This window comes from Bradyrhizobium sp. AT1, assembly GCF_001590795.1.
Classification (GTDB): Bacteria; Pseudomonadota; Alphaproteobacteria; order Rhizobiales; family Xanthobacteraceae; genus Bradyrhizobium.
Window position 1 is genome coordinate 370,037 of record NZ_JXDL01000001.1, and the last position, 17,814, is coordinate 387,850.

A 17,814-nucleotide genomic window follows, 5' to 3' on the forward strand; every position below is an offset into this window, starting at 1 on the left:
GGCAACTTCCCGACCGACCTTTACATGGCCGAAGGCCTGATCGCGACGCTCGGGCGCGGCCATCAATTGCGCCTGGTGGCGCCGGAGGAGATCGAGGCCGCCCTGTCGGAGGAGGTCGCGGTGCTCTACGTCACCGAGGTCGACTATCGCACCGGCCGCCGCCACGACATGACGAAGCTCACGGCAAAGGCGCATGCGCTCGGCATTGTCACGGTCTGGGATCTCGCGCACTCCGCCGGCGCGCTGCCGGTCGATCTTGCCGGGTGCGGCGCGGATTTCGCGGCGGGCTGCACCTACAAATATCTCAACGGCGGCCCCGGCGCGCCGGCTTTCCTCTACGTCGCGCCGCGCCACGCCGACGATGCACGTGCTGCGCTGTCGGGGTGGATGGGGCATGCGAAGCCATTTGCGTTCGAGTTGGGCTATGCGGCTGCGGGCGGCGTCGAACGCATGCGCGTCGGCACACCGCCGGTGCTTGCGATGGCGGCGCTGGAGGCCTCGCTCGATATCTGGGACCGAGTCGATATGGCCGAGGTGCGGGCACGCTCGCTGGCGCTCGGTGATCTCCTGATCGCCGAGGTCGAGCGCCGCTGCCCGTCCTTGAGGCTGGTCACCCCGCGCGCGCACGACCAGCGCGGCTCACAGGTCTCCTTCGCCTTCGACGGCGGCTACGCTGCGATGCAGGCGCTGATCGCCCGCGGCTTGATCGGCGATTTCCGCGCGCCTGACATCATGAGGTTCGGGATCACCCCGCTGTACATCGGCGAGAGCGACATCGTGCGGGCGGCGGAGATCATCGAGGAGGTGATCATCGGCGAGGTGTGGCGGCAGCCGGAATATCAGGTCGTGAACGCGGTGACGTGATCGAGCCGTGACGCCACAAGCGCGTTTACGCGCGTCTTCGACGCGCTATGGCGTTGCAGCGCGTCCGGGACACGATAGCGGTGGCGGCCTCGCTATTCGCGCTCGCCCCACAACGCCGCCACGATCGCATCCAGCCCATCCGTCAGCGCCGCCGGTCCCGGCTGCAGGATGATCGGTGACTTGATCTCGACGATGCGGTTGTCGCGCACGGCGGGGATCTCGTCCCAGCCATCGCGTGCGCAGATGCGGGCCGGGACGACCTTCTTGCCGCACCACGAGGCAAGGATGATGTCGGGGCCGGCCTCGCGCACCGCCTCTGCCGAGAGGATGCGATCCTTTGCGGCCTGCCGATGGCGCAGCTCCGGGAATGCATCCTCACCGCCGGCGATCTCAACTCGGAGACCCAGCCGATGCCGGAGATCAAGGGATCGTCCCATTCCTCGAAATACACTTTTGGTCGCGGCGAGGGGCGGGGCGTTGCGGCGACGTCTGCCAGACGCCGCTCCAGACCTTGCGCGAGGGTCTCGGCGCGTTCCGTCGCACCGACCAGGGCGCCGAGCGTGCGGATCATCGCCAGGATGCCGGCGACGTCGCGCTGGTTGAAGACATGGACGTCGACGCCGGCGCGAACGAGGTCGGCGACGATCCCGGCCTGGAGGTCGGAGAAGGCCAGCACCAGATCGGGTTCCAGCGCCAGGACCTTCGGGATGTCGGCCGAGACGAACGCCGAGACCCGCGGTTTCTCGCGCCGCACCTGCGGCGGACGAACCGCGTAGCCGGAGACGCCGACGATGCGGTCCTGCTCGCCGAGCAGGTACAGCGTTTCGACGGTCTCCTCGGTCAGGCAAACGATCCGGCGGGGCGGGAAATGGCGCATGGGCTGGAGCCTATGCACAATGTGCGCGCCGATGTCAGCACGCTCATGACCTCCGACGTCATTGCTTTGCTGCACGAAGCAATTCACGCTGGGACAACAATCAATTGGGAGGACATCTGATGACGCCGCTCGAAAAGCTTAAAGCGATGAAGATGCCGTTCGCCGAGCTCAAGGGCGTCGAGTTCATCGAGGCCGGCAAGGATCGCGTGGTGGCGCGCATGATGGTCCGGCCTGATCTCTGTACGCTCCACCACACCATCCATGGCGGGGCGGTGATGGCGCTGGCCGATTCCGTCGGGGCGGCCGCGACCGTGATCAACCTGCCGGAGGATGCCAAGGGTACCACCACACTGGAGAGCAAGACCAATTTCATCGGCGGGGCCAAGGAGGGAACCACGGTGATTGCCACCGCAACCCCGGTCCATCGGGGCCGGCGGACCCAGGTCTGGACGACCCGGCTGGAAACCGAGGATGGCAAGCTGGTTGCCGTGGTCACCCAGACCCAGCTGGTCCTGTAAGACTACGGGGCTTTGATTTTGTTAACGAATTAGTCGTTTGCGGTGCCTCTAACTTGGGCAGGTCCTCGTCTTGCAAAAGATGCTGCGATGCACAATATAGGGGGCCTAGGGATTCGAACGCCTCCTCGAGGGACACCAAGAGGAGTTTTGACGTGGTACTTGAAGAGACTGTCCGCACCGCCCCGGGCTACGTGCGGACCCTGATCCAGCAGGAAGAATTACCGCTGCTGCGGGATCACCTGCTAAGGCTCGATGCCGCAAGCCGGCACGACCGTTTCAACGGCTTTCTCGACGACAGTTTCATCGAGCGTTACGCCGCCCGCTGTGCCGAGGACGGCACCGTGATCGTTGCCTATATCGTCGACGGCATGGTCCGCGGTGCTGCCGAGCTGCATCCGCCGGAAGGCGAAGCCTTGCCTGAAGTCGCTTTCAGCGTGGAAGCCTCGGCGCGCCGCCAGGGCGTCGGCACCGTGCTGTTCCGCCGCCTGATCGCGGAGGCGCGCTGGAAGGGCTACAAGACCCTGCGCATCACCACGGGCGCCGAGAACCACGCGATGCGGGCACTCGCCAGGAAGTTCGGGGCGCACCTGGCGTTCCGTCACGGCGAATCGACCGGCACGATCGAACTCGCCAAGACGCCCGAAGCCGAACTCGCCGATCTCGCGGCGTCGCCCTTCACGGCCGGGCGCGCGCTTCTGAGCCTCAATTCGACATGCTGGAAGATCATCTCCAGCATGTATGGCAATCGCGCCGCCTGAGTTCGAATGGCGCGTTGAATCAAAAAGCGGACCGGCGTGGCCGGTCCGCTTTTGCGTTTCGGAGGGCGTGAAGAGAGCTTAGGTTCCCGTGCGCGTGCCGAATCGGCGGACCACGCGGCGTTCGACCACCACGGAGCGCTGTGCACCCTGTTCGCCCGCGATCACGCGCGTCGCGGTGATGCGGCTGTTGGTGCGCGCCTGCTTCTTCACCTCGGCCTGCACGACATCGAGCGGCATCCCCATCAAGGCCGCGGCGATCTCGGCCTGCTGCTCGTGATCGTCCGTGATGCCGATGGCGGCGAAGATCGCCTCGTCCAGCGTGGGCGGATCATGGCGGACGCGCCGCGTGCCATATTTGGTATTCCAGTCTGCGCTCATAACGGCCTCGTTTTGATGCCGGGATACCTAGTGCCACCAATGTTGCATTGCAATATGAAATTGGTGTGGCATCTCAGCTATGCACCGGTCGGGTGTCGCAGCAGTGACGCACCACCGGTATCGACCTCGATCCGCTGCTGTGGCCAGCGTTTCAGGGCCGCCCGTCCGGCCTCGGTGAGCCCGTAGATTCCCCGGTCGGCCCGCTCGAACCAGCCATACACATTGTTAAGCAAGATCTTGCCGGCATCAGGACAGCGTTCGCGCAATTCGCGTACGCGCCGCGGCCCGTCAGCGAGCGCCGAGGCGCAGGCCAAGGCCTGCTGCCGATAGGCCGTCATGATCGGCGAACGGGTGCTGCCACCGAGCGCGGGATCGCCCTGGCGGCGCTGATGCTCGGCGACGAGGCGCGAGCGCAGCTTCGGCTCGCGGCGCGGCGCTGCCGTCGGCGGCTTCACCAGCACCTCGACCTGGCCGCGATCGGTGACGCCGAGCATGCCGAAGCCGAGGCGGCGGCAGAGATTGCGATAGCGTGCGTCGCTCTCGCGCCCCTTGCCCCGGATCGACATCTTCGCGGCGATCCAGACCTCGTCGGCCGCCGATGCGCGATCGACCGCCTGCAGGATCAGCTCGAGATTGAAGGCGAGCTTCAGCTCGCCGATGATCACGACCGGCGGATCGCCGGCGCTGAGCCCCACGAGATCGCAGCCGCCGATCTCGCCCTTCACCGTGAAGCCGAGCTCTTCGAGGAAACGTTTGACGGGCAGGTAAAGCGCGGTTTCCAAGGGGTATCCGATCGGAGAATCAGTTGCGGCAGTCTAGCCTGGATCCGGACCACGGCCTCCGCGCCATTTGATCGGGAACGGGCGGTGCGATTATCCTGCGACCGGGACGGCCGGGCGCTTGACGAAGATGACAATCAGGAACGGGCTCTATCACATCCGTATCGAAATGCTCGATGCTGTGCAGGGCGGCAATCAGGGCGTCATGGTGCTGCGCGACGGCACCATGCGGGGCGGCGATTCATTCTTCTTCGCCTACGGCAGCTACACCTCGGCCGACGGCAAATGGAAGGGCGAATTGACCAACGAGGAGCACTCGCCTTCGTTCGACGAGCGCCCGGTGTGGGGCCGCAAGGTCGTGACCATCGGTTTCAGCGGCACCTATACCGACGACACGGCCTATGGCGAAGGCATCGCGCTCGCCGGCAAGCAGAGCATCCGTTTCAAGGGTAATCTGCGGCTGCTGGTGCCGGATTGATCACACCCGTCCGCCGACCGGGATCAGCGCGCCCGTGATGCCGCTTGCGGCGTCGCTGGCAAGGAACAGGATGACCTCGGCGAGTTCCTGCGGCGTCACCCATTTGGAGAAGTCTGCCTTCGGCATGTCGGCGCGGTTGGCCGCGGTGTCCATGATCGACGGCAGCACCGCGTTGACTGTGACCTTGCCCTTCCACTCGTTCGCGAGGGCTTCGGTCAGGCGATGCACGCCTGCCTTCGAGGCCGCGTAAGGTCCCATGCCGCTGCCGGCCTGGAGCGCGCCCATGGCGCCGATATTGACGATGCGGCCGGCCTTGGACGCGGCGAGATGCGGCAGCGCCGCGCGCGAAGCATGGAGCGCGGTCAGGACATTGAGTGCGTACATGCGCTGCCAACTCTCGATGTCGCCGTCGCCGACAGTTTCGAACGCGAAGCCGCCGGCGATGTTGATCAGCGTATCGAGCCGACCGAAATGCTTTGCTGCCGCTTCGACCGCCGTCTTCGCTTGCGCCACGTCGGAGAGGTCGATGCCGCCGATCGCGAGGCTGTCAGGCGTTGCAGGGGTTTGCGAAGGCGCATGATCGATGCAGGCAACGCGCGCGCCGCGCGCCTGTGCGATGTCTACGACGACCTTGCCGAGCGCGCCGCGCGCGCCTGTCACGACCAGAACCTTGCCTTGCATCGTCGTTCTCCCGGCGCGGGCCGCCTATGATTGCAGATAGCGCGCCTTCAGCGCGGCTCGCTCCGCCGTGCCGAGGCTGAGCCCGTCGCGCAAATAGGTTTCGATGTCGCCGTATTCCTCGCCGACGGCTTCGAACGCCGCGGCAAGGTAAGAGGCTTCGACGCTGCCAATGGCGCTCCGCACGTCTTCCGGCAGCTCGGTGGCCGCCGTCGCATCGCGCTTGTAGTGCTGGTTGGTGAGCAGGTAGTCCTCGGCGATAACGTCATCGGGCACGCCGAGCGCGTGCAGGATCAGCGCGCTGGCAAAGCCGGTGCGATCCTTGCCGGCGGTGCAGTGAATCACCAGCGGCGCGCGGTCTTCGAGGAGGTGGCCGAACAGGCTGCGAAAGCTGCTCGTGTGGTGGCGAACATAGTTGCGATAGGATTCGCGCATCAGCTCCAGCGCGACCGACGCGGTCAGCGTGCCCTGCGCGAGTTCGGTACGCAGCGCAGCCACCACGCTCGGCTCGATCGGCAGCGAATGCACCGTGATCTCGTTGACGACGCAGACGCCGGACGCGCGCTCCTCGACCCCACGGAAATCGAACGCGCTGCGCACGCCCAGCGCACGGACGATCTCGACATCGGCGGCGGTGAGCTGGCCAAGATGGTTGGAGCGGAAGATGTGCCGCCAGCGGGTGGTGCGGCCATCGGAGGTGCGATAGCCGCCGAGATCGCGAAAATTGCTGGCGCCTTGCAAGGCGAGGTGGCGGGCAGGGGAGTCTCTCAGAGAAGAGTCTTGCATCGGATCGGCTTCGGCTATGGTTCCACGCGCGAGGCGGCGTTCTTGAGGTCTATTACAGGGGGCGAACATGGTCCGGCACAAGGCCATTCTTTTGGGGGCCACCATGCTGGCCGCCGCAATCTCCGGCGCGCGGCAGACTGAAGCGCAGACGTTCAAGACCTATCGCTGCACCGACGGGACGCAGTTCATCGTCGGGTTCTATGAGTATGACAAGCGGGCGTTTCTCCAGATCGACGGCGAGCCGGTCACGCTCGCAAAGCGGCTGACGGTCTCCGGCATACGCTATTCGGGGGCCGGTATCACGCTGACTCTCGGCAAGTCCGGGACCACCACGGTCAAGCATCTGAAGCGGCCGGCGACGGCCTGCGCGGTGATCTGAATGGCGGCGTTCACGCGAGAATCAAAAAGGGCCGAAACATCGTTGTTTCGACCCTTTTGGAGCTGCCGCCGGACGCTTGCGCGAGCGCGGTGGTTTCAAACCAAGCACGGGCATCAGCGATCCCATTTCGGCTTGGCGTCGTCGACTGCGTCCTGGTGATACCAGCTGTCGCTGCAGATCGAGGCGTTGGCGGGAAGCGACGCGTGATCGGCAGGAAGGCGGGTCTCGCCATAGCGGCGTCCAGCGAGAGCTGCGCGGCCCCCGACCGGGAATTGGTAGATCGTTGCCGATCCGTGACTCAGACCATTGTTCATCATTGCGATTCTCCTTGGTCGAAGCGCATTAGCCTCCATGGTGCGCCCGACTCGTTCGATTGTGGTTACTGGAATCCCCATATCGGCCGCGTCCCCCGAGATGGGAAGTGCTGAAAAGGAAATCAGTTGCCGCCCAATATGTAGGCAGACGAAGGTCTGCATCCCCTAAGGCAGGGGGGTGATGACCAACGCCTGGGCCATTCCAAAGGTTGCTGGGCAGGGCCGGGCGACTTTGCGAAAATTGCTGGCGGTTGATGCGCGTTTCATCGGCAACCTCCGTTGCCGCGCCGTCTGCTTCAGAATCGGGCGATTTCCCCGGAGTTTTTGCGTTGCAGCTACACGCAAAGGTGCGCGGCTATGACGCATATCGCAGGCGGCAGTCTGGTCACCGCAAAGCGACTTTGGCCGCGGTGGAAAACCTCCCGCAGTGCGGCCTTTTGGCACGTTAAATGCTTGTAAAGGGCCGGCCGATGGTGGCCGGGTACAAAACGTTCGGGGGCCTCCAGGCCCCCAACCTTTCGCATCATCTACAGAGAGGCTCAATGACCAAGTATAAGCTCGAGTACATCTGGCTCGACGGATATACGCCGACTCCGAATTTGCGCGGCAAAACTCAGATCAAGGAATTCGCGTCGTTCCCGACGCTCGAGCAGCTTCCGCTCTGGGGCTTCGATGGCTCCTCCACCCAGCAGGCCGAAGGCCACAGCTCCGATTGCGTGCTGAAGCCGGTCGCCGTGTTCCCGGACGCCGCGCGCACCAACGGCGTACTGGTGATGTGCGAAGTCATGATGCCCGACGGCAAGACCCCGCACGCCTCCAACAAGCGCGCCACCATTCTCGACGACGCCGGCGCCTGGTTCGGCTTCGAGCAGGAATACTTCTTCTACAAGGATGGCCGTCCGCTCGGATTCCCGGCTTCGGGCTATCCGGCTCCGCAGGGTCCGTACTACACCGGCGTCGGCTACTCGAATGTCGGCGACGTCGCCCGCAAGATCGTCGAAGAGCATCTCGACCTCTGCCTGGCTGCCGGCATCAACCATGAAGGCATCAACGCGGAAGTCGCCAAGGGCCAGTGGGAATTCCAGATCTTCGGCAAGGGCTCCAAGAAGGCCGCTGACGAAATGTGGATGGCCCGCTACCTGATGCTGCGCCTCACCGAGAAGTACGGCATCGACATCGAATTCCACTGCAAGCCGCTCGGCGACACCGACTGGAACGGCTCCGGCATGCACGCCAACTTCTCGACCGAGTACATGCGCACCGTGGGCGGCAAGGAGTATTTCGAGGCGCTGATGGCTGCCTTCGACAAGAACCTGATGGACCACATCGCCGTCTACGGCCCGGACAACGACAAGCGTCTGACCGGCAAGCACGAGACTGCGCCGTGGAACAAGTTCAGCTACGGCGTGGCTGATCGCGGCGCCTCGATCCGCGTTCCGCACTCCTTCGTCAACAACGGTTATAAGGGCTATCTGGAAGACCGCCGTCCGAACTCGCAGGGCGACCCATACCAGATCGCTTCGCAGATCCTGAAGACGATCGCGTCCGTGCCCGCCGACAAGAAGGCCGCGGCCTAAGATCCTCCCGGCCCGGGCTGGGGGGCTGGCCCGGGTTGGTGCTCAATCCGCCGGAGCTGCAAGGCTCCGGCGGATTTTTGCGTTCTGGTGACAGCCGTTGTTGTGAGTCTGGCGGCCATGCCGACCCGAAGCCTGTCCATCGCCACCCAAAGCGGGATAGAGTGCCCCCAGAATATGCGCGGGGCCGGGGACGGCTGGTGTTTGAGGGTTTCTACAAGACGAGATTTCAGCTCGGCAACGCAGTCGGCCGGAGCGTGATGCATGTGGCGAACGGCAAGCTGCTGGGCGGCAATTCGGCTTTCGCCCATATCGGCACCTATGAACCAACCGACGCCGGCGTCGACATTGTCATTAAGACCGTTCGACACAACCCGGATCCGAATTACCGTGCCATGGCCGGAACGGATGATGCGACCTTGATCGCGAAGGGCTGGGCCGACGGCGACCTCTATCGCTTAACGGGGGAGTTGAAGGAGCTGCCCGGCGTTCCGTTCCAGTCGCTGATGACGCCGATCACCGACGACGAGGTGCCGATTGCCGGCAGCGTCGGCGCGGACGGCATTGCCGACGGCCTCTACTCCATCCATCTGCGCATGCTCGACGGTCTCGACGGCGGCCTCACCGGCGTGATGCTGCTCAACCAGGGCCGCATCCTCGGCGGCGATGCGGCGTTCTACTATCTCGGCAGCTACGCCGCCGCGAACGGGCGCTGGAAGGGCCAGATCCTCAACCAGGAGCACACGCCGGCCAAGGACGATCCGATCTTCGGTGGCCATGAAGTCGGCATCGGCTTCTCCGGCCGCTACGACGCGGAGGAGGCGGTGCTGGAGGCGACCGCGCTCGCCGGCAAGCGCTCGCTGCGCCTGACCGCCGCGCTCAAGCTGATGCATCGGGCCTGATCACGACGGGAATAGCTCATGGAAACAATTCGCATGCTCTCGACGCTCGGCCTGATGGGCGCGATGCGCAGCCTGTCCTCCGCCTTCGAGGCTGAAGCAGGCATCCAGGTCGATGCGGACTTCGCGCCAACGCTGGCGCTGCTGAAGCGCTTGCGCGGCGGCGAGGCCGCCGATCTCGTGATCCTCACACGCGAGGGGCTGGACGAGATCATCGCGGAGGGCCGCGTGCTCGCGAAGGGCGCGGTCGATCTGGCGCGCTCCTATGTCGGCATTGCCGTGCGGGCAGGGCAGGCGCATCCCGACATCGGTAGTGAAGCGGCGCTGCGCCGGACGCTGGTTGCGGCCCGGTCCGTCGCTTATTCGCGGCTGGGCGCGAGCGGCGTCTACTTCGGCCAGTTGATCGTCCGGATGGGGATCGCGGCCGAGATCAACGCCAGGGCCACCATCGTCGAGCAGGGCTTCACGGCGCTGCGTCTCGTCAATGGCGAGGCTGATCTCGCCGTGCAGCAGATCAGCGAGCTGAAGCAGGTCGAAGGAATCGAGGTGGTGGGACCGATCCCGCACGAATTGCAGACGCCGGCGGTGTTCTCTGCCGGCCGCATGGCGAACGCAAGACATGCCGACGCTGCCGACCAGTTGCTGCGCTATCTGGCCTCGCCTGAGGTCGTGCCCGTGTTGCGCCAATCGGGACTTGAGCCATGAATTTGCCGGAGCCGGAGCGCAACGTGGTGTTCATGCGGACTTGTCTTTTTGCAATGCTCCTTTTGCTCGCCGCGCCGCTGACTGCGCATGCGCAATCGGCTGATCTTGTGCTGTGCGACCGCGTGGCGGCTGATCCCAGCGATCCCGACAAGCCGGCCGACGTGAGGGGCGTCGCCGAGATCGCATCCGCCGACATCGCGACCGCGATCAAGTTCTGCAAACAGGCCGCGCCGTCCTCGCGCCGTGCAATGTTCGCGCTCGGCCGCGCCTATGCGGCCAACCGGCAGACGGCGGAGGCGCTCGCCGCCTGGCGCAAGGCGGCCGACAAGGGATCGAGCGCGGCCATGGTCGAGCTCGGCGTCGCCTACGGAACCGGCTCCGGGATCGCCAAGGACGAAGCCCAGGCGCGAAAACTCTTCGAGAAGGCGGCGCAATCCGGCAATCCCCGCGGCATCAGCAATCTCGCTGCGCTCGGCGGCGCAGGTGGCGCTGCGCCGGCCGATCCCGCGCAGGCGCGCGCGCTGCTCGGCAAGGCTGCCGAGACCAACGCGGAAGCGCAGTACCAGCTCGGCCTGATGCTCTCCGAAGGTTCGGGCGGTGCGAAGGACGACGTCGCGGCCCGTGCGCTGTTCGAGAAGGCGGCCGCGCAAAACCATCCCGGCGCGCTGGAACGGATGGGCGCCTTTGCGGAAGGCGGTCGCGGCGGGCCCAAGGACAAGGACGCCGCGAAAGCCTATTACGAGCGCGCCTCAGCGCTCGGCGACGAGGACGCCAAGAAGGCGCTGGAGCGGCTGCGCTGCCCCTACGCGATCAAGGACAAGCAAGGCAAGCTCGTCACCACGCTGTGCTTCTGAACAGAGCCGGCATTTGGCGGAACCTGGCTTGTGCGTCCGCTGTTGACGTCCGGACACAACGGAGCGCGATCATGATCCGCAAGCTGGCGTCGGGCGAATACCGCCTCTATTCACGCAAGGTGAACCCCAAGACCGGCAAGCGCCGCAACCTCGGCACCTTCAGGAGCCGTGCGGCCGCCGAAAAGCACGAGCGCGAGGTGCAGTATTTCAAGCGTCACTGACGCGCGAGCCGACCGCCAAAACAGAAATCTCGAAAACAACCCCATGCACAGTAGCCGGGGCCTTGAAATCGCAGCGGAATTGCGAGCCACGGATTTTGCGAAATCCGCTTTGACCGGTCGGGCAAAACAGGAGCATGATGGCATCGCGGCAGGGAGGCGCTCCGCAAGGGCCCTGCGCGCAAAAGCCGGATGGCCTGGCAGCGGCGGCAATGCTAGGTAGCCCGCGTTCCTTTCCGATGTTGTGGGCTTGGTGCGTTGCTGGACGGACTGTACAAGGTTGAATACGGCGTCAACGATGCGTTCGGACGCAGCATCATGTGCCTGCATGACGGCAAGATGCTGGGCGGCAATTCGGGCTTCGCGCATCTTGGCACCTATGCCGAGCAGGGCGACGAGATCGTCGCCGAGGTGATCACCGAGCGACATAATCTCGATCCCAACTACAAGCCGCTGATGGGCGCCGACGTCGCCTCGATCGGCGCGCGCGGCCGGCTCCATGGCAACGAGATCCGTCTGCAGGGCGGCGCGAACACCATGCCCGGCGCCCATTTCTGGGCCAATCTCACGCGGCTCGACGACGGGGCGTTGCCGCCGCGCGGCACGATCGGGCCGGGCGGCATCGCCAACGGGCTCTACGGCATGAGCCTGAGGGCGCTCGACGGCGTCGAGGCCAGCCTCTCCGGCGTGATGCTGCTGATCGACGGGCGCATCCTCGGCGGCGATGCCTTCTTCTACTATCTCGGCTCCTATTCCTCGGCGGACGGCCGCTGGAAGGGCGAGATGCTCAACCAGGAGCACACGCCTGCGAAGGGCGAGAATCCCGTGTTCGGCGGCTTCGAGGTCGGGATCGGATTCTCCGGGACCTGCAACGAGGACAGCGGCGAGCTCGAGGGCATTGCGCTGGCCGGCAAGCGGAGCCTGCGGCTGGCAGCCTCGCTCAAGCTGATGCGGCGGGCGTAGGGCGGGTTCAGACAAGCGTTGTAGACTTGGTCACGGCGAGGACAATCTCGCCGGTGTGCGGCGTCCCTGGCCTCCAGTACGGCGCGGACGTCGCCGCAACAGCCCCACTGCTTTGCTGGCGGGGGCACTGCGGCGCAGGCTTGCTTCAGTCTTGGCGACGCGCTGCTGGCAGGGAAAGCTGGGAGATCGCTCTGTTGGGCGGACTGTATCTCATTCTGAACTCGACTTTGGCGCGGGAAGGGGATTTGCTGGTCAAAACCGGCGGTAGCCGTAAATAAAAGCACAGGGGGAAGCCATCATGTCCGCGTTGTCACGCCGCGATTTCCTCGCACTCTCGACATCAGCCGCAGCCATCAGTCTCGCCGCGCCCGCGCGCGCCGCGATGGGGCCGAACGACAAATACGATCTGGTGATCCGCGGCGGTGAGATCCTCGACCCCAGCCAGTCGCTGCGCGCCAGGCGCGATATCGGCATCCGCTGGGGCGTGATCGAAACGGTGCAGGAGGCGATCTCCGCCGAACGCGCGCTGAAGAGCATCGACGCGTCGGGCAAGCTCGTGATGCCCGGCCTCATCGATCTGCATTGCCACGTCTATCCTTACGGCTCGGCGATCGGCATCCCCGCTGACGAGCTCGTGCAATTCCAGGCCACGACGACCGTCGTCTCGGCAGGCGATGCCGGCGTCAATAATCTGGCGGCGTTGCGCCGGTTCATCGTGGCCCAGACGCGGGCGCGGATGTACGCCTTCGTCCATATCGCCAACAACGGCCTGTCGGCGTTCCCGGCCGCCGAGCTCTACAATATCGACGTCGCACAGACCGAGGCCTGCGCGATGGCGCTCGCCGAAAACGCCGATTTCCTGCTCGGGGTCAAAGTGCGGATGTCAGAGAACGTGATCTACAAGCACGGGCTCGAGCCGCTGAAGCGCGGGATCCAGGCATGCGAGATGTGCGGCTGGCCGGCGAAAATGATGGTGCATATCGGCGGCGTCGAGTCCAAGGAGCTGATGTCGCAGATCCTCGACTTGCTCCGTCCGGGCGACGTGCTGACGCACGCCTATTCGGGCGCCCCGAACATGTCGAACGTCTTCACCAATATCGTCCAGGACGGCAAGCTGCTGCCTGCGGCCCTGGCGGCCAAGCAGCGCGGCGTCCTGTTCGACGTCGGCCATGGCGGCGGCAGCTTTGATTTCACCGTGGCGGAAGTGGCGATCCCCGGCGGATGCACGCCGGACACGATCTCTTCCGACATCCACGTCTTCTCCGGCAATTCGCCGGGCATCCCCTTCCTGCCCAACGTGATGAGCAAGTTCATGACGCTGGGCTTCTCGCTGGAGCAGGTGGTCGCAATGGCCACGATCGCTCCGGCGAAAATCATCAGCCGCGCGCCCAAGATCGGCACGCTGCAAGTCGGCGCACCCGGCGATGTCGCCATCATGGAACTGGTGGAGGGGCCGGTCAGCTTCCTCGACACCCGCAACAACAAGAGGGACGGGACGGTCCAGCTCAAGCCGATCCAGACCGTCATCAACGGCGTGCCGTTCGGCCGGCCTTATCAGGCGCCGTTCGCTGTGAGGTAGCGGCTAGCGGAGGCGATGGTCTCAGCGATTGTCGAGGCCGCCTGGACGAACGCGACGCGGTGGAGCGGCGGGAAGGGCCGGTGGGGTCGAATCCGTACCCCGCCGGGCTTCCCCTTGGGGGCCGTATGGCCTATGACGCTGCAACGCAAAAATCCCCCAAAAAAGACCTCATGATCCGCCTCGACAACGTCAGCAAGCAAGCCGGCCACCAGATCCTGTTCATCGAAGCTTCCGCCGCCCTCAACAAGGGCGAGAAGATCGGGCTTGTCGGCCCGAATGGCGCGGGCAAGACCACGCTCTTCCGGATGATCGCCGGCGAGGAACTGCCCGACGAGGGGCAGGTCTCGACCGATCGCGGTATTACCATCGGCTATTTCAACCAGGACGTCGGCGAAATGTCTGGCCGTAGCGCCGTGGCCGAGGTGATGAATGGCGCAGGGCCTGTCAGCGAGGTCGCGGCCGAGTTGCATCAGCTCGAGGTTGCGATGGCCGACCCCGACAAGGCCGACCAGATGGACGAGATCATCGCGCGGTACGGCGAGGTGCAGCACGCCTTCGAGGAGCTCGACGGCTACGCGCTCGACGGTCGGGCGCGCGAGGCTTTGTCCGGCCTCGGCTTCAGCCAGGAGATGATGGACGGCGACGTCGGCAAGCTCTCGGGCGGCTGGAAGATGCGCGTGGCGCTGGCGCGGATTCTTTTGATGCGCCCCGACGTGATGCTGCTCGACGAGCCGAGCAACCATCTCGATCTCGAAAGCCTGATCTGGCTGGAAAAATTCCTGCACGACTACGAAGGCACGTTGCTGATGACCTCGCATGACCGCGAGTTCATCAACCGCGTGATCTCCAAGGTGATCGAGATCGATAGCGGCTCGCTCACGACCTATACCGGCGATTACGAGTTCTACGAGCAGCAGCGCGCGCAGAACGAGAAGCAGCAGCAGGCGCAGTTCGAGCGCCAGCAGGCCATGCTCGCCAAGGAGATCAAGTTCATCGAACGCTTCAAGGCGCGCGCCTCGCACGCGGCCCAGGTGCAGAGCCGGGTCAAGAAGCTCGACAAGATCGAGCGGGTCGAGCCGCCGCGCCGCCGCCAGTCAATCGCGTTCGATTTTCCGCCGGCGCCGCGCTCGGGCGAGGACGTCGTGGCGCTCAAGAACGTCCACAAGGGCTATGGCTCAAAGCGCATCTATGACGGGCTGGATTTCATGATCCGCCGCAGGGAGCGCTGGTGCGTGATGGGCGTCAACGGCGCCGGCAAGTCGACGCTGCTCAAGCTCGTCGCGGGCGCGAGCGAGCCTGATGAGGGGACGGTCGCGGTCGGCGGCAGCGTCAAGATGGGCTATTTCGCCCAGCACGCGATGGATCTGCTCGACGGCGAGCAGACGGTGTTCGAGTCGCTGGAATACGCGTTTCCGACCGCGGGGCAGGGAAGCTTGCGTGCGCTGGCGGGCTGCTTCGGCTTCTCCGGCGACGATGTCGAGAAGCGTTGCCGCGTGCTCTCGGGCGGGGAGAAGGCGCGCCTTGTGATGGCCAAGATGCTGTTCGACCCGCCGAACTTCCTGGTGCTGGACGAGCCGACCAACCATCTCGACCTCGCCACCAAGGAAATGCTGATCAATGCGCTGTCGGATTTCGAAGGCACCATGCTGTTCGTCTCGCATGACCGCCACTTTCTGGCGACGCTGTCGAACCGCGTGCTGGAGCTGACGCCGGACGGCATCCACCAGTTCGGCGGCGGCTACACGGAATACGTCGCGCGCACCGGGCAGGAAGCGCCGGGGTTGCGGTCGTAGTTGCGATCGGTAGCCCGGATGGAGCGATAAGGATGCGGTGAGGCCCGTAGCCTGGATGGAGCGAAGCGTAATCCGGGGTTCGTGGCCGCGCTGGCGGTGGCGCGATGCGGATGGTCCGGCCCCGGATGACGCTTCGCTCCATCCGGGCTACAGGGCAGCAGAGAGTTTCGTAGCCCGGATGGAGCGATAGCGTAATCCGGGGTTGGTGGCCGCGCTGGCGGTGGTGCGATGCGGATGGTCCGGCCCCGGATGACGCTGCGCTCCATCCGGGCTACAGGGCACCAGAGAGGTTCGTAGCCCGGATGGAGCGCAGCGCCATCCGGGAATCACTCTCAGCGTTCGCCAAAGTTGCCGCTGATCTGGCCGACGCCACCCCAATCGGCAGGCAATATGCCCGCGCGAACGTAGCGGTGCAGTGACGAGTATGGCCAGTCGGACGGCGATGCGACGAGCCCGTGCTTGACGGGATTGAAATGGATGTAGTCGGCGCAGCGCTCGAAATCAGTGTCGTTGCGAATTGTGTGCTCCCAGAATCGTCGTTGCCAGAGAGCGAACTCGCCGCGATGATTGTGAGGGACCGATGTACCAGAAGCGACCACTCGATGCGTGAATACGCTCTTGATGCGCCTCCATCGACCCGAGTAATCCGAGTCACCTTCCGGGAGTGTCATGATGACATGCAGATGATCGGGCAGGATAACGATTGCATCGACCGTGAATGGGCTTTCGAGGCGTGTCACACGGAATGCGCCGCGGAGCTTGTCAACATGGTCTAGCAGCGCAGATGATCTTCGATCATACAGCGTCGCGGTGAAAAAGAAGGTCCCGCCAGGGACGACGTTGCGCCGATAGCGAACCAAGCAAGCACCTTCCCGGATTACGCTTCGCTCCATCCGGGCTACAACCAGATCGAGAAATTTGCAATCCATTCGCTTACTTGATCAGGCACCGTGCGCTCACTACGCTCCCTCAAAAAGGGAGCGAATAACCATGAAGCAAATCCGGATCGGCGACATCACCATCGATGCGGTGATCGAGCGGGAGGGGCCGTGGCGGCGGCCGCAGGATTTCTTCCCGGCCTATGACGAAGCGGTCTTCAAGCGCCATCTGCCGACGATGGAGCCGGAGGTGTTCGACGCCGCGCGCGGCATGATGGTGATCACCTACCAGACTTTTGTGGTGCGCACGCCGCGTTACACCATTCTGGTCGACACCTGCACCGGTGAGGACAAGGGCCATCCGCCGCCGTTCGATTTCCCCGGCAAGGAGCGCTGGCGCAACGAATTGTTCGCGCTCGGCATCTCTTTCGAAGAGATCGACTACGTGTTCTGCACGCATCTGCATATCGACCACACCGGCTGGAATACGACCCTGCGCGACGGTCGCTGGGTGCCGACGTTTCCGAATGCGAAATACGTCTTCCACAAGGGCGAGTATGCGGCATGGGAGGTCGAGCACGCCAAGGGCAACAATCCGCCCGGTACCGTGTTTCGCGACAATTGCCTGCCGATCGTCGAGGCCGGACAGGCGCTCTTGGTCGACGACGATTACGCGCTCGACGATACCGTCACGCTGACGCCGACGCCGGGACATTCGCCGTGTCATTGCTGCGTAAATATCTTTTCGAAGGACCAGCGCGCGGTGGTCGCAGGTGATCTCATGCATCACCAGATCCAGTGTCGCGAGCCGGACTGGTCGGCGCGGCCGGACTGGGATCCGAAGCAGTCGGCTGCGTCGCGGCGAAAGTTCTTCGCGTCCGTGGCAGACACCGACACGCTGATCCTGCCGGTGCATTTTCCGGCGCCGACGGTGGGATGGATCAGGCCGCGGGAAGGGGCGTTCGATTACAAGTTCAGGCGGGAATGAAGCTGCGAACTAATCGCCAGGCTCGTGTCCCGGACGCGGTGCGGTGCGCAGTGCCGCTCCGCTGAGCCGGGACCCATCTCTCGGGCGATACTCGCGGCGGCATGGGCCCCGGCTCTGCAGCGCATCGCTACTGGACGATGCTTCGCATCGCCAGGGTAGCGCTGCGCTGCGTCCGGGGCACCGGAGTGCCACTGCTCTTACGCGCTGACTTCGCACTTCTTCATGAAGCTGTTCTTGGCGGCGCCGGCGAGCGGCTTGCCGTCGGCGCTGACGGCCTTGGGTGTGCAGGCCTCCTGCTTGCACTTCTTCAGGAACGAGGTCTTGGCGGCGCCGGCGAGCGCCTTGCCGTCCTTGCCGACGGCCTTGCTCTCGCAGGTGTCGTCCGCGAGGGCCGAGCCGGCTGCAAAGGTGGCAACGATCGCAGCGAGGAAAATCCGTTTCATCATGGGTGTCTCCCTAAACCAGAAATGGCGGAGAGATTGGAGCCGGGAATCGTGGCGCAATCAAGCTGGATGACGGCCTGTCGTCCGATCCGCCCGCGATTTTTGGCGCGC

At 64.7% G+C, this 17,814-nt stretch carries 21 protein-coding genes and 1 pseudogene; 14 read left to right on the forward strand and 8 right to left on the reverse strand.

Annotation, left to right across the window (positions count from 1 at the left end; genetic code table 11):
- A partial coding sequence (locus tag SE92_RS01760; RefSeq protein ID WP_063194195.1) for an aminotransferase class V-fold PLP-dependent enzyme occupies positions 1–864 on the forward strand: 864 nt, incomplete at its 5' end.
- A 92-nt stretch (positions 865–956) separates the two neighbouring features.
- Here the strand turns inward: SE92_RS01760 and SE92_RS01765 are convergent.
- Positions 957–1,741 (reverse strand): annotated as a pseudogene (locus SE92_RS01765) (cobalamin-binding protein).
- A gap of 119 nt (positions 1,742–1,860) precedes the next feature.
- Between SE92_RS01765 and SE92_RS01770 the strand changes: the two are divergent.
- On the forward strand, positions 1,861–2,259 hold the full coding sequence (locus SE92_RS01770) for a PaaI family thioesterase (RefSeq protein ID WP_063194196.1): 399 nt from the start codon (positions 1,861–1,863) through the stop codon (positions 2,257–2,259).
- A gap of 152 nt (positions 2,260–2,411) precedes the next feature.
- Positions 2,412–3,017 carry a GNAT family N-acetyltransferase gene (locus SE92_RS01775; protein ID WP_063194197.1) on the forward strand — a complete coding sequence of 202 codons (606 nt, stop codon included), beginning with the start codon at positions 2,412–2,414 and terminating at the stop codon, positions 3,015–3,017.
- 78 nt (positions 3,018–3,095) lie between these two features.
- Here the strand turns inward: SE92_RS01775 and SE92_RS01780 are convergent, their stop codons facing one another.
- The gene (locus SE92_RS01780; protein WP_063194198.1) at positions 3,096–3,395 is read right to left on the reverse strand and encodes a hypothetical protein; all 300 of its coding nucleotides are present in this window, start codon (positions 3,393–3,395) and stop codon (positions 3,096–3,098) included.
- Between the two features lie 77 nt (positions 3,396–3,472).
- On the reverse strand, positions 3,473–4,177 hold the full coding sequence (locus SE92_RS01785; protein ID WP_063194199.1) for a DUF2161 domain-containing phosphodiesterase: 705 nt from the start codon (positions 4,175–4,177) through the stop codon (positions 3,473–3,475).
- A 127-nt stretch (positions 4,178–4,304) separates the two neighbouring features.
- Between SE92_RS01785 and SE92_RS01790 the strand changes: the two genes are divergently transcribed.
- Positions 4,305–4,652, forward strand: a complete 348-nt coding sequence (locus SE92_RS01790) for a GrlR family regulatory protein (RefSeq protein WP_063203290.1) — start codon at positions 4,305–4,307, stop codon at positions 4,650–4,652.
- Here SE92_RS01790 and SE92_RS01795 read toward each other — a convergent pair whose 3' ends face one another.
- The gene (locus SE92_RS01795; protein ID WP_063194200.1) at positions 4,653–5,333 is read right to left on the reverse strand and encodes an SDR family oxidoreductase; all 681 of its coding nucleotides are present in this window, start codon (positions 5,331–5,333) and stop codon (positions 4,653–4,655) included. It abuts the gene before it with no gap.
- Positions 5,334–5,357: 24 nt separating this feature from the next.
- Complete coding sequence (locus SE92_RS01800) at positions 5,358–6,101, reverse strand: tyrosine-protein phosphatase (RefSeq protein ID WP_063203291.1); 744 nt, start codon at positions 6,099–6,101, stop codon at positions 5,358–5,360.
- Positions 6,102–6,183: 82 nt separating this feature from the next.
- Here SE92_RS01800 and SE92_RS01805 point away from each other — a divergent pair, with 82 nt between their 5' ends.
- The gene (locus SE92_RS01805) at positions 6,184–6,495 is read left to right on the forward strand and encodes an MliC family protein (protein ID WP_063194201.1); all 312 of its coding nucleotides are present in this window, start codon (positions 6,184–6,186) and stop codon (positions 6,493–6,495) included.
- A 113-nt stretch (positions 6,496–6,608) separates the two neighbouring features.
- Here the strand turns inward: SE92_RS01805 and SE92_RS01810 are convergent, their stop codons facing one another.
- Complete coding sequence (locus SE92_RS01810; RefSeq protein WP_063194202.1) at positions 6,609–6,812, reverse strand: DUF2735 domain-containing protein; 204 nt, start codon at positions 6,810–6,812, stop codon at positions 6,609–6,611.
- 539 nt (positions 6,813–7,351) lie between these two features.
- On the opposite strand from SE92_RS01810, the gene SE92_RS01815 reads away from it, so the two are divergent.
- The 8 genes from SE92_RS01815 (at position 7,352) to SE92_RS01845 (ending at position 15,394) form a co-directional block, all read left to right on the forward strand.
- Complete coding sequence (locus SE92_RS01815) at positions 7,352–8,386, forward strand: glutamine synthetase beta-grasp domain-containing protein (protein ID WP_063194203.1); 1,035 nt, start codon at positions 7,352–7,354, stop codon at positions 8,384–8,386.
- Between the two features lie 197 nt (positions 8,387–8,583).
- Positions 8,584–9,285 carry a GrlR family regulatory protein gene (locus SE92_RS01820; RefSeq protein WP_063194204.1) on the forward strand — a complete coding sequence of 234 codons (702 nt, stop codon included), beginning with the start codon at positions 8,584–8,586 and terminating at the stop codon, positions 9,283–9,285.
- Between the two features lie 18 nt (positions 9,286–9,303).
- Positions 9,304–9,987, forward strand: coding sequence for a substrate-binding domain-containing protein (locus tag SE92_RS01825; RefSeq protein WP_063194205.1), 684 nt, complete (start codon positions 9,304–9,306; stop codon positions 9,985–9,987).
- A gap of 32 nt (positions 9,988–10,019) precedes the next feature.
- On the forward strand, positions 10,020–10,841 hold the full coding sequence (locus SE92_RS01830) for a tetratricopeptide repeat protein (RefSeq protein WP_063203292.1): 822 nt from the start codon (positions 10,020–10,022) through the stop codon (positions 10,839–10,841).
- 71 nt (positions 10,842–10,912) lie between these two features.
- Positions 10,913–11,062 carry a hypothetical protein gene (locus SE92_RS35495; RefSeq protein ID WP_007591825.1) on the forward strand — a complete coding sequence of 50 codons (150 nt, stop codon included), beginning with the start codon at positions 10,913–10,915 and terminating at the stop codon, positions 11,060–11,062.
- A gap of 255 nt (positions 11,063–11,317) precedes the next feature.
- On the forward strand, positions 11,318–12,022 hold the full coding sequence (locus SE92_RS01835; RefSeq protein ID WP_063194206.1) for a hypothetical protein: 705 nt from the start codon (positions 11,318–11,320) through the stop codon (positions 12,020–12,022).
- A 298-nt stretch (positions 12,023–12,320) separates the two neighbouring features.
- Entirely contained in the window at positions 12,321–13,601 is a 1,281-nt protein-coding gene (locus SE92_RS01840; RefSeq protein WP_063194207.1) for an amidohydrolase family protein, read from the forward strand.
- A gap of 170 nt (positions 13,602–13,771) precedes the next feature.
- Positions 13,772–15,394: an ABC-F family ATP-binding cassette domain-containing protein gene (locus tag SE92_RS01845; RefSeq protein ID WP_063194208.1), complete on the forward strand. Its 1,623-nt coding sequence runs from the start codon at positions 13,772–13,774 to the stop codon at positions 15,392–15,394.
- A gap of 332 nt (positions 15,395–15,726) precedes the next feature.
- Here the strand turns inward: SE92_RS01845 and SE92_RS34740 are convergent, their stop codons facing one another.
- Positions 15,727–16,254: an REP-associated tyrosine transposase gene (locus SE92_RS34740; RefSeq protein ID WP_084251727.1), complete on the reverse strand. Its 528-nt coding sequence runs from the start codon at positions 16,252–16,254 to the stop codon at positions 15,727–15,729.
- Positions 16,255–16,384: 130 nt separating this feature from the next.
- Between SE92_RS34740 and SE92_RS01855 the strand changes: the two genes are divergently transcribed.
- Positions 16,385–17,260 carry an MBL fold metallo-hydrolase gene (locus tag SE92_RS01855; protein ID WP_063194210.1) on the forward strand — a complete coding sequence of 292 codons (876 nt, stop codon included), beginning with the start codon at positions 16,385–16,387 and terminating at the stop codon, positions 17,258–17,260.
- Positions 17,261–17,457: 197 nt separating this feature from the next.
- Here the strand turns inward: SE92_RS01855 and SE92_RS01860 are convergent, their stop codons facing one another.
- Positions 17,458–17,706, reverse strand: coding sequence for a hypothetical protein (locus SE92_RS01860; RefSeq protein ID WP_063194211.1), 249 nt, complete (start codon positions 17,704–17,706; stop codon positions 17,458–17,460).
- Positions 17,707–17,814 lie beyond the last annotated feature (108 nt).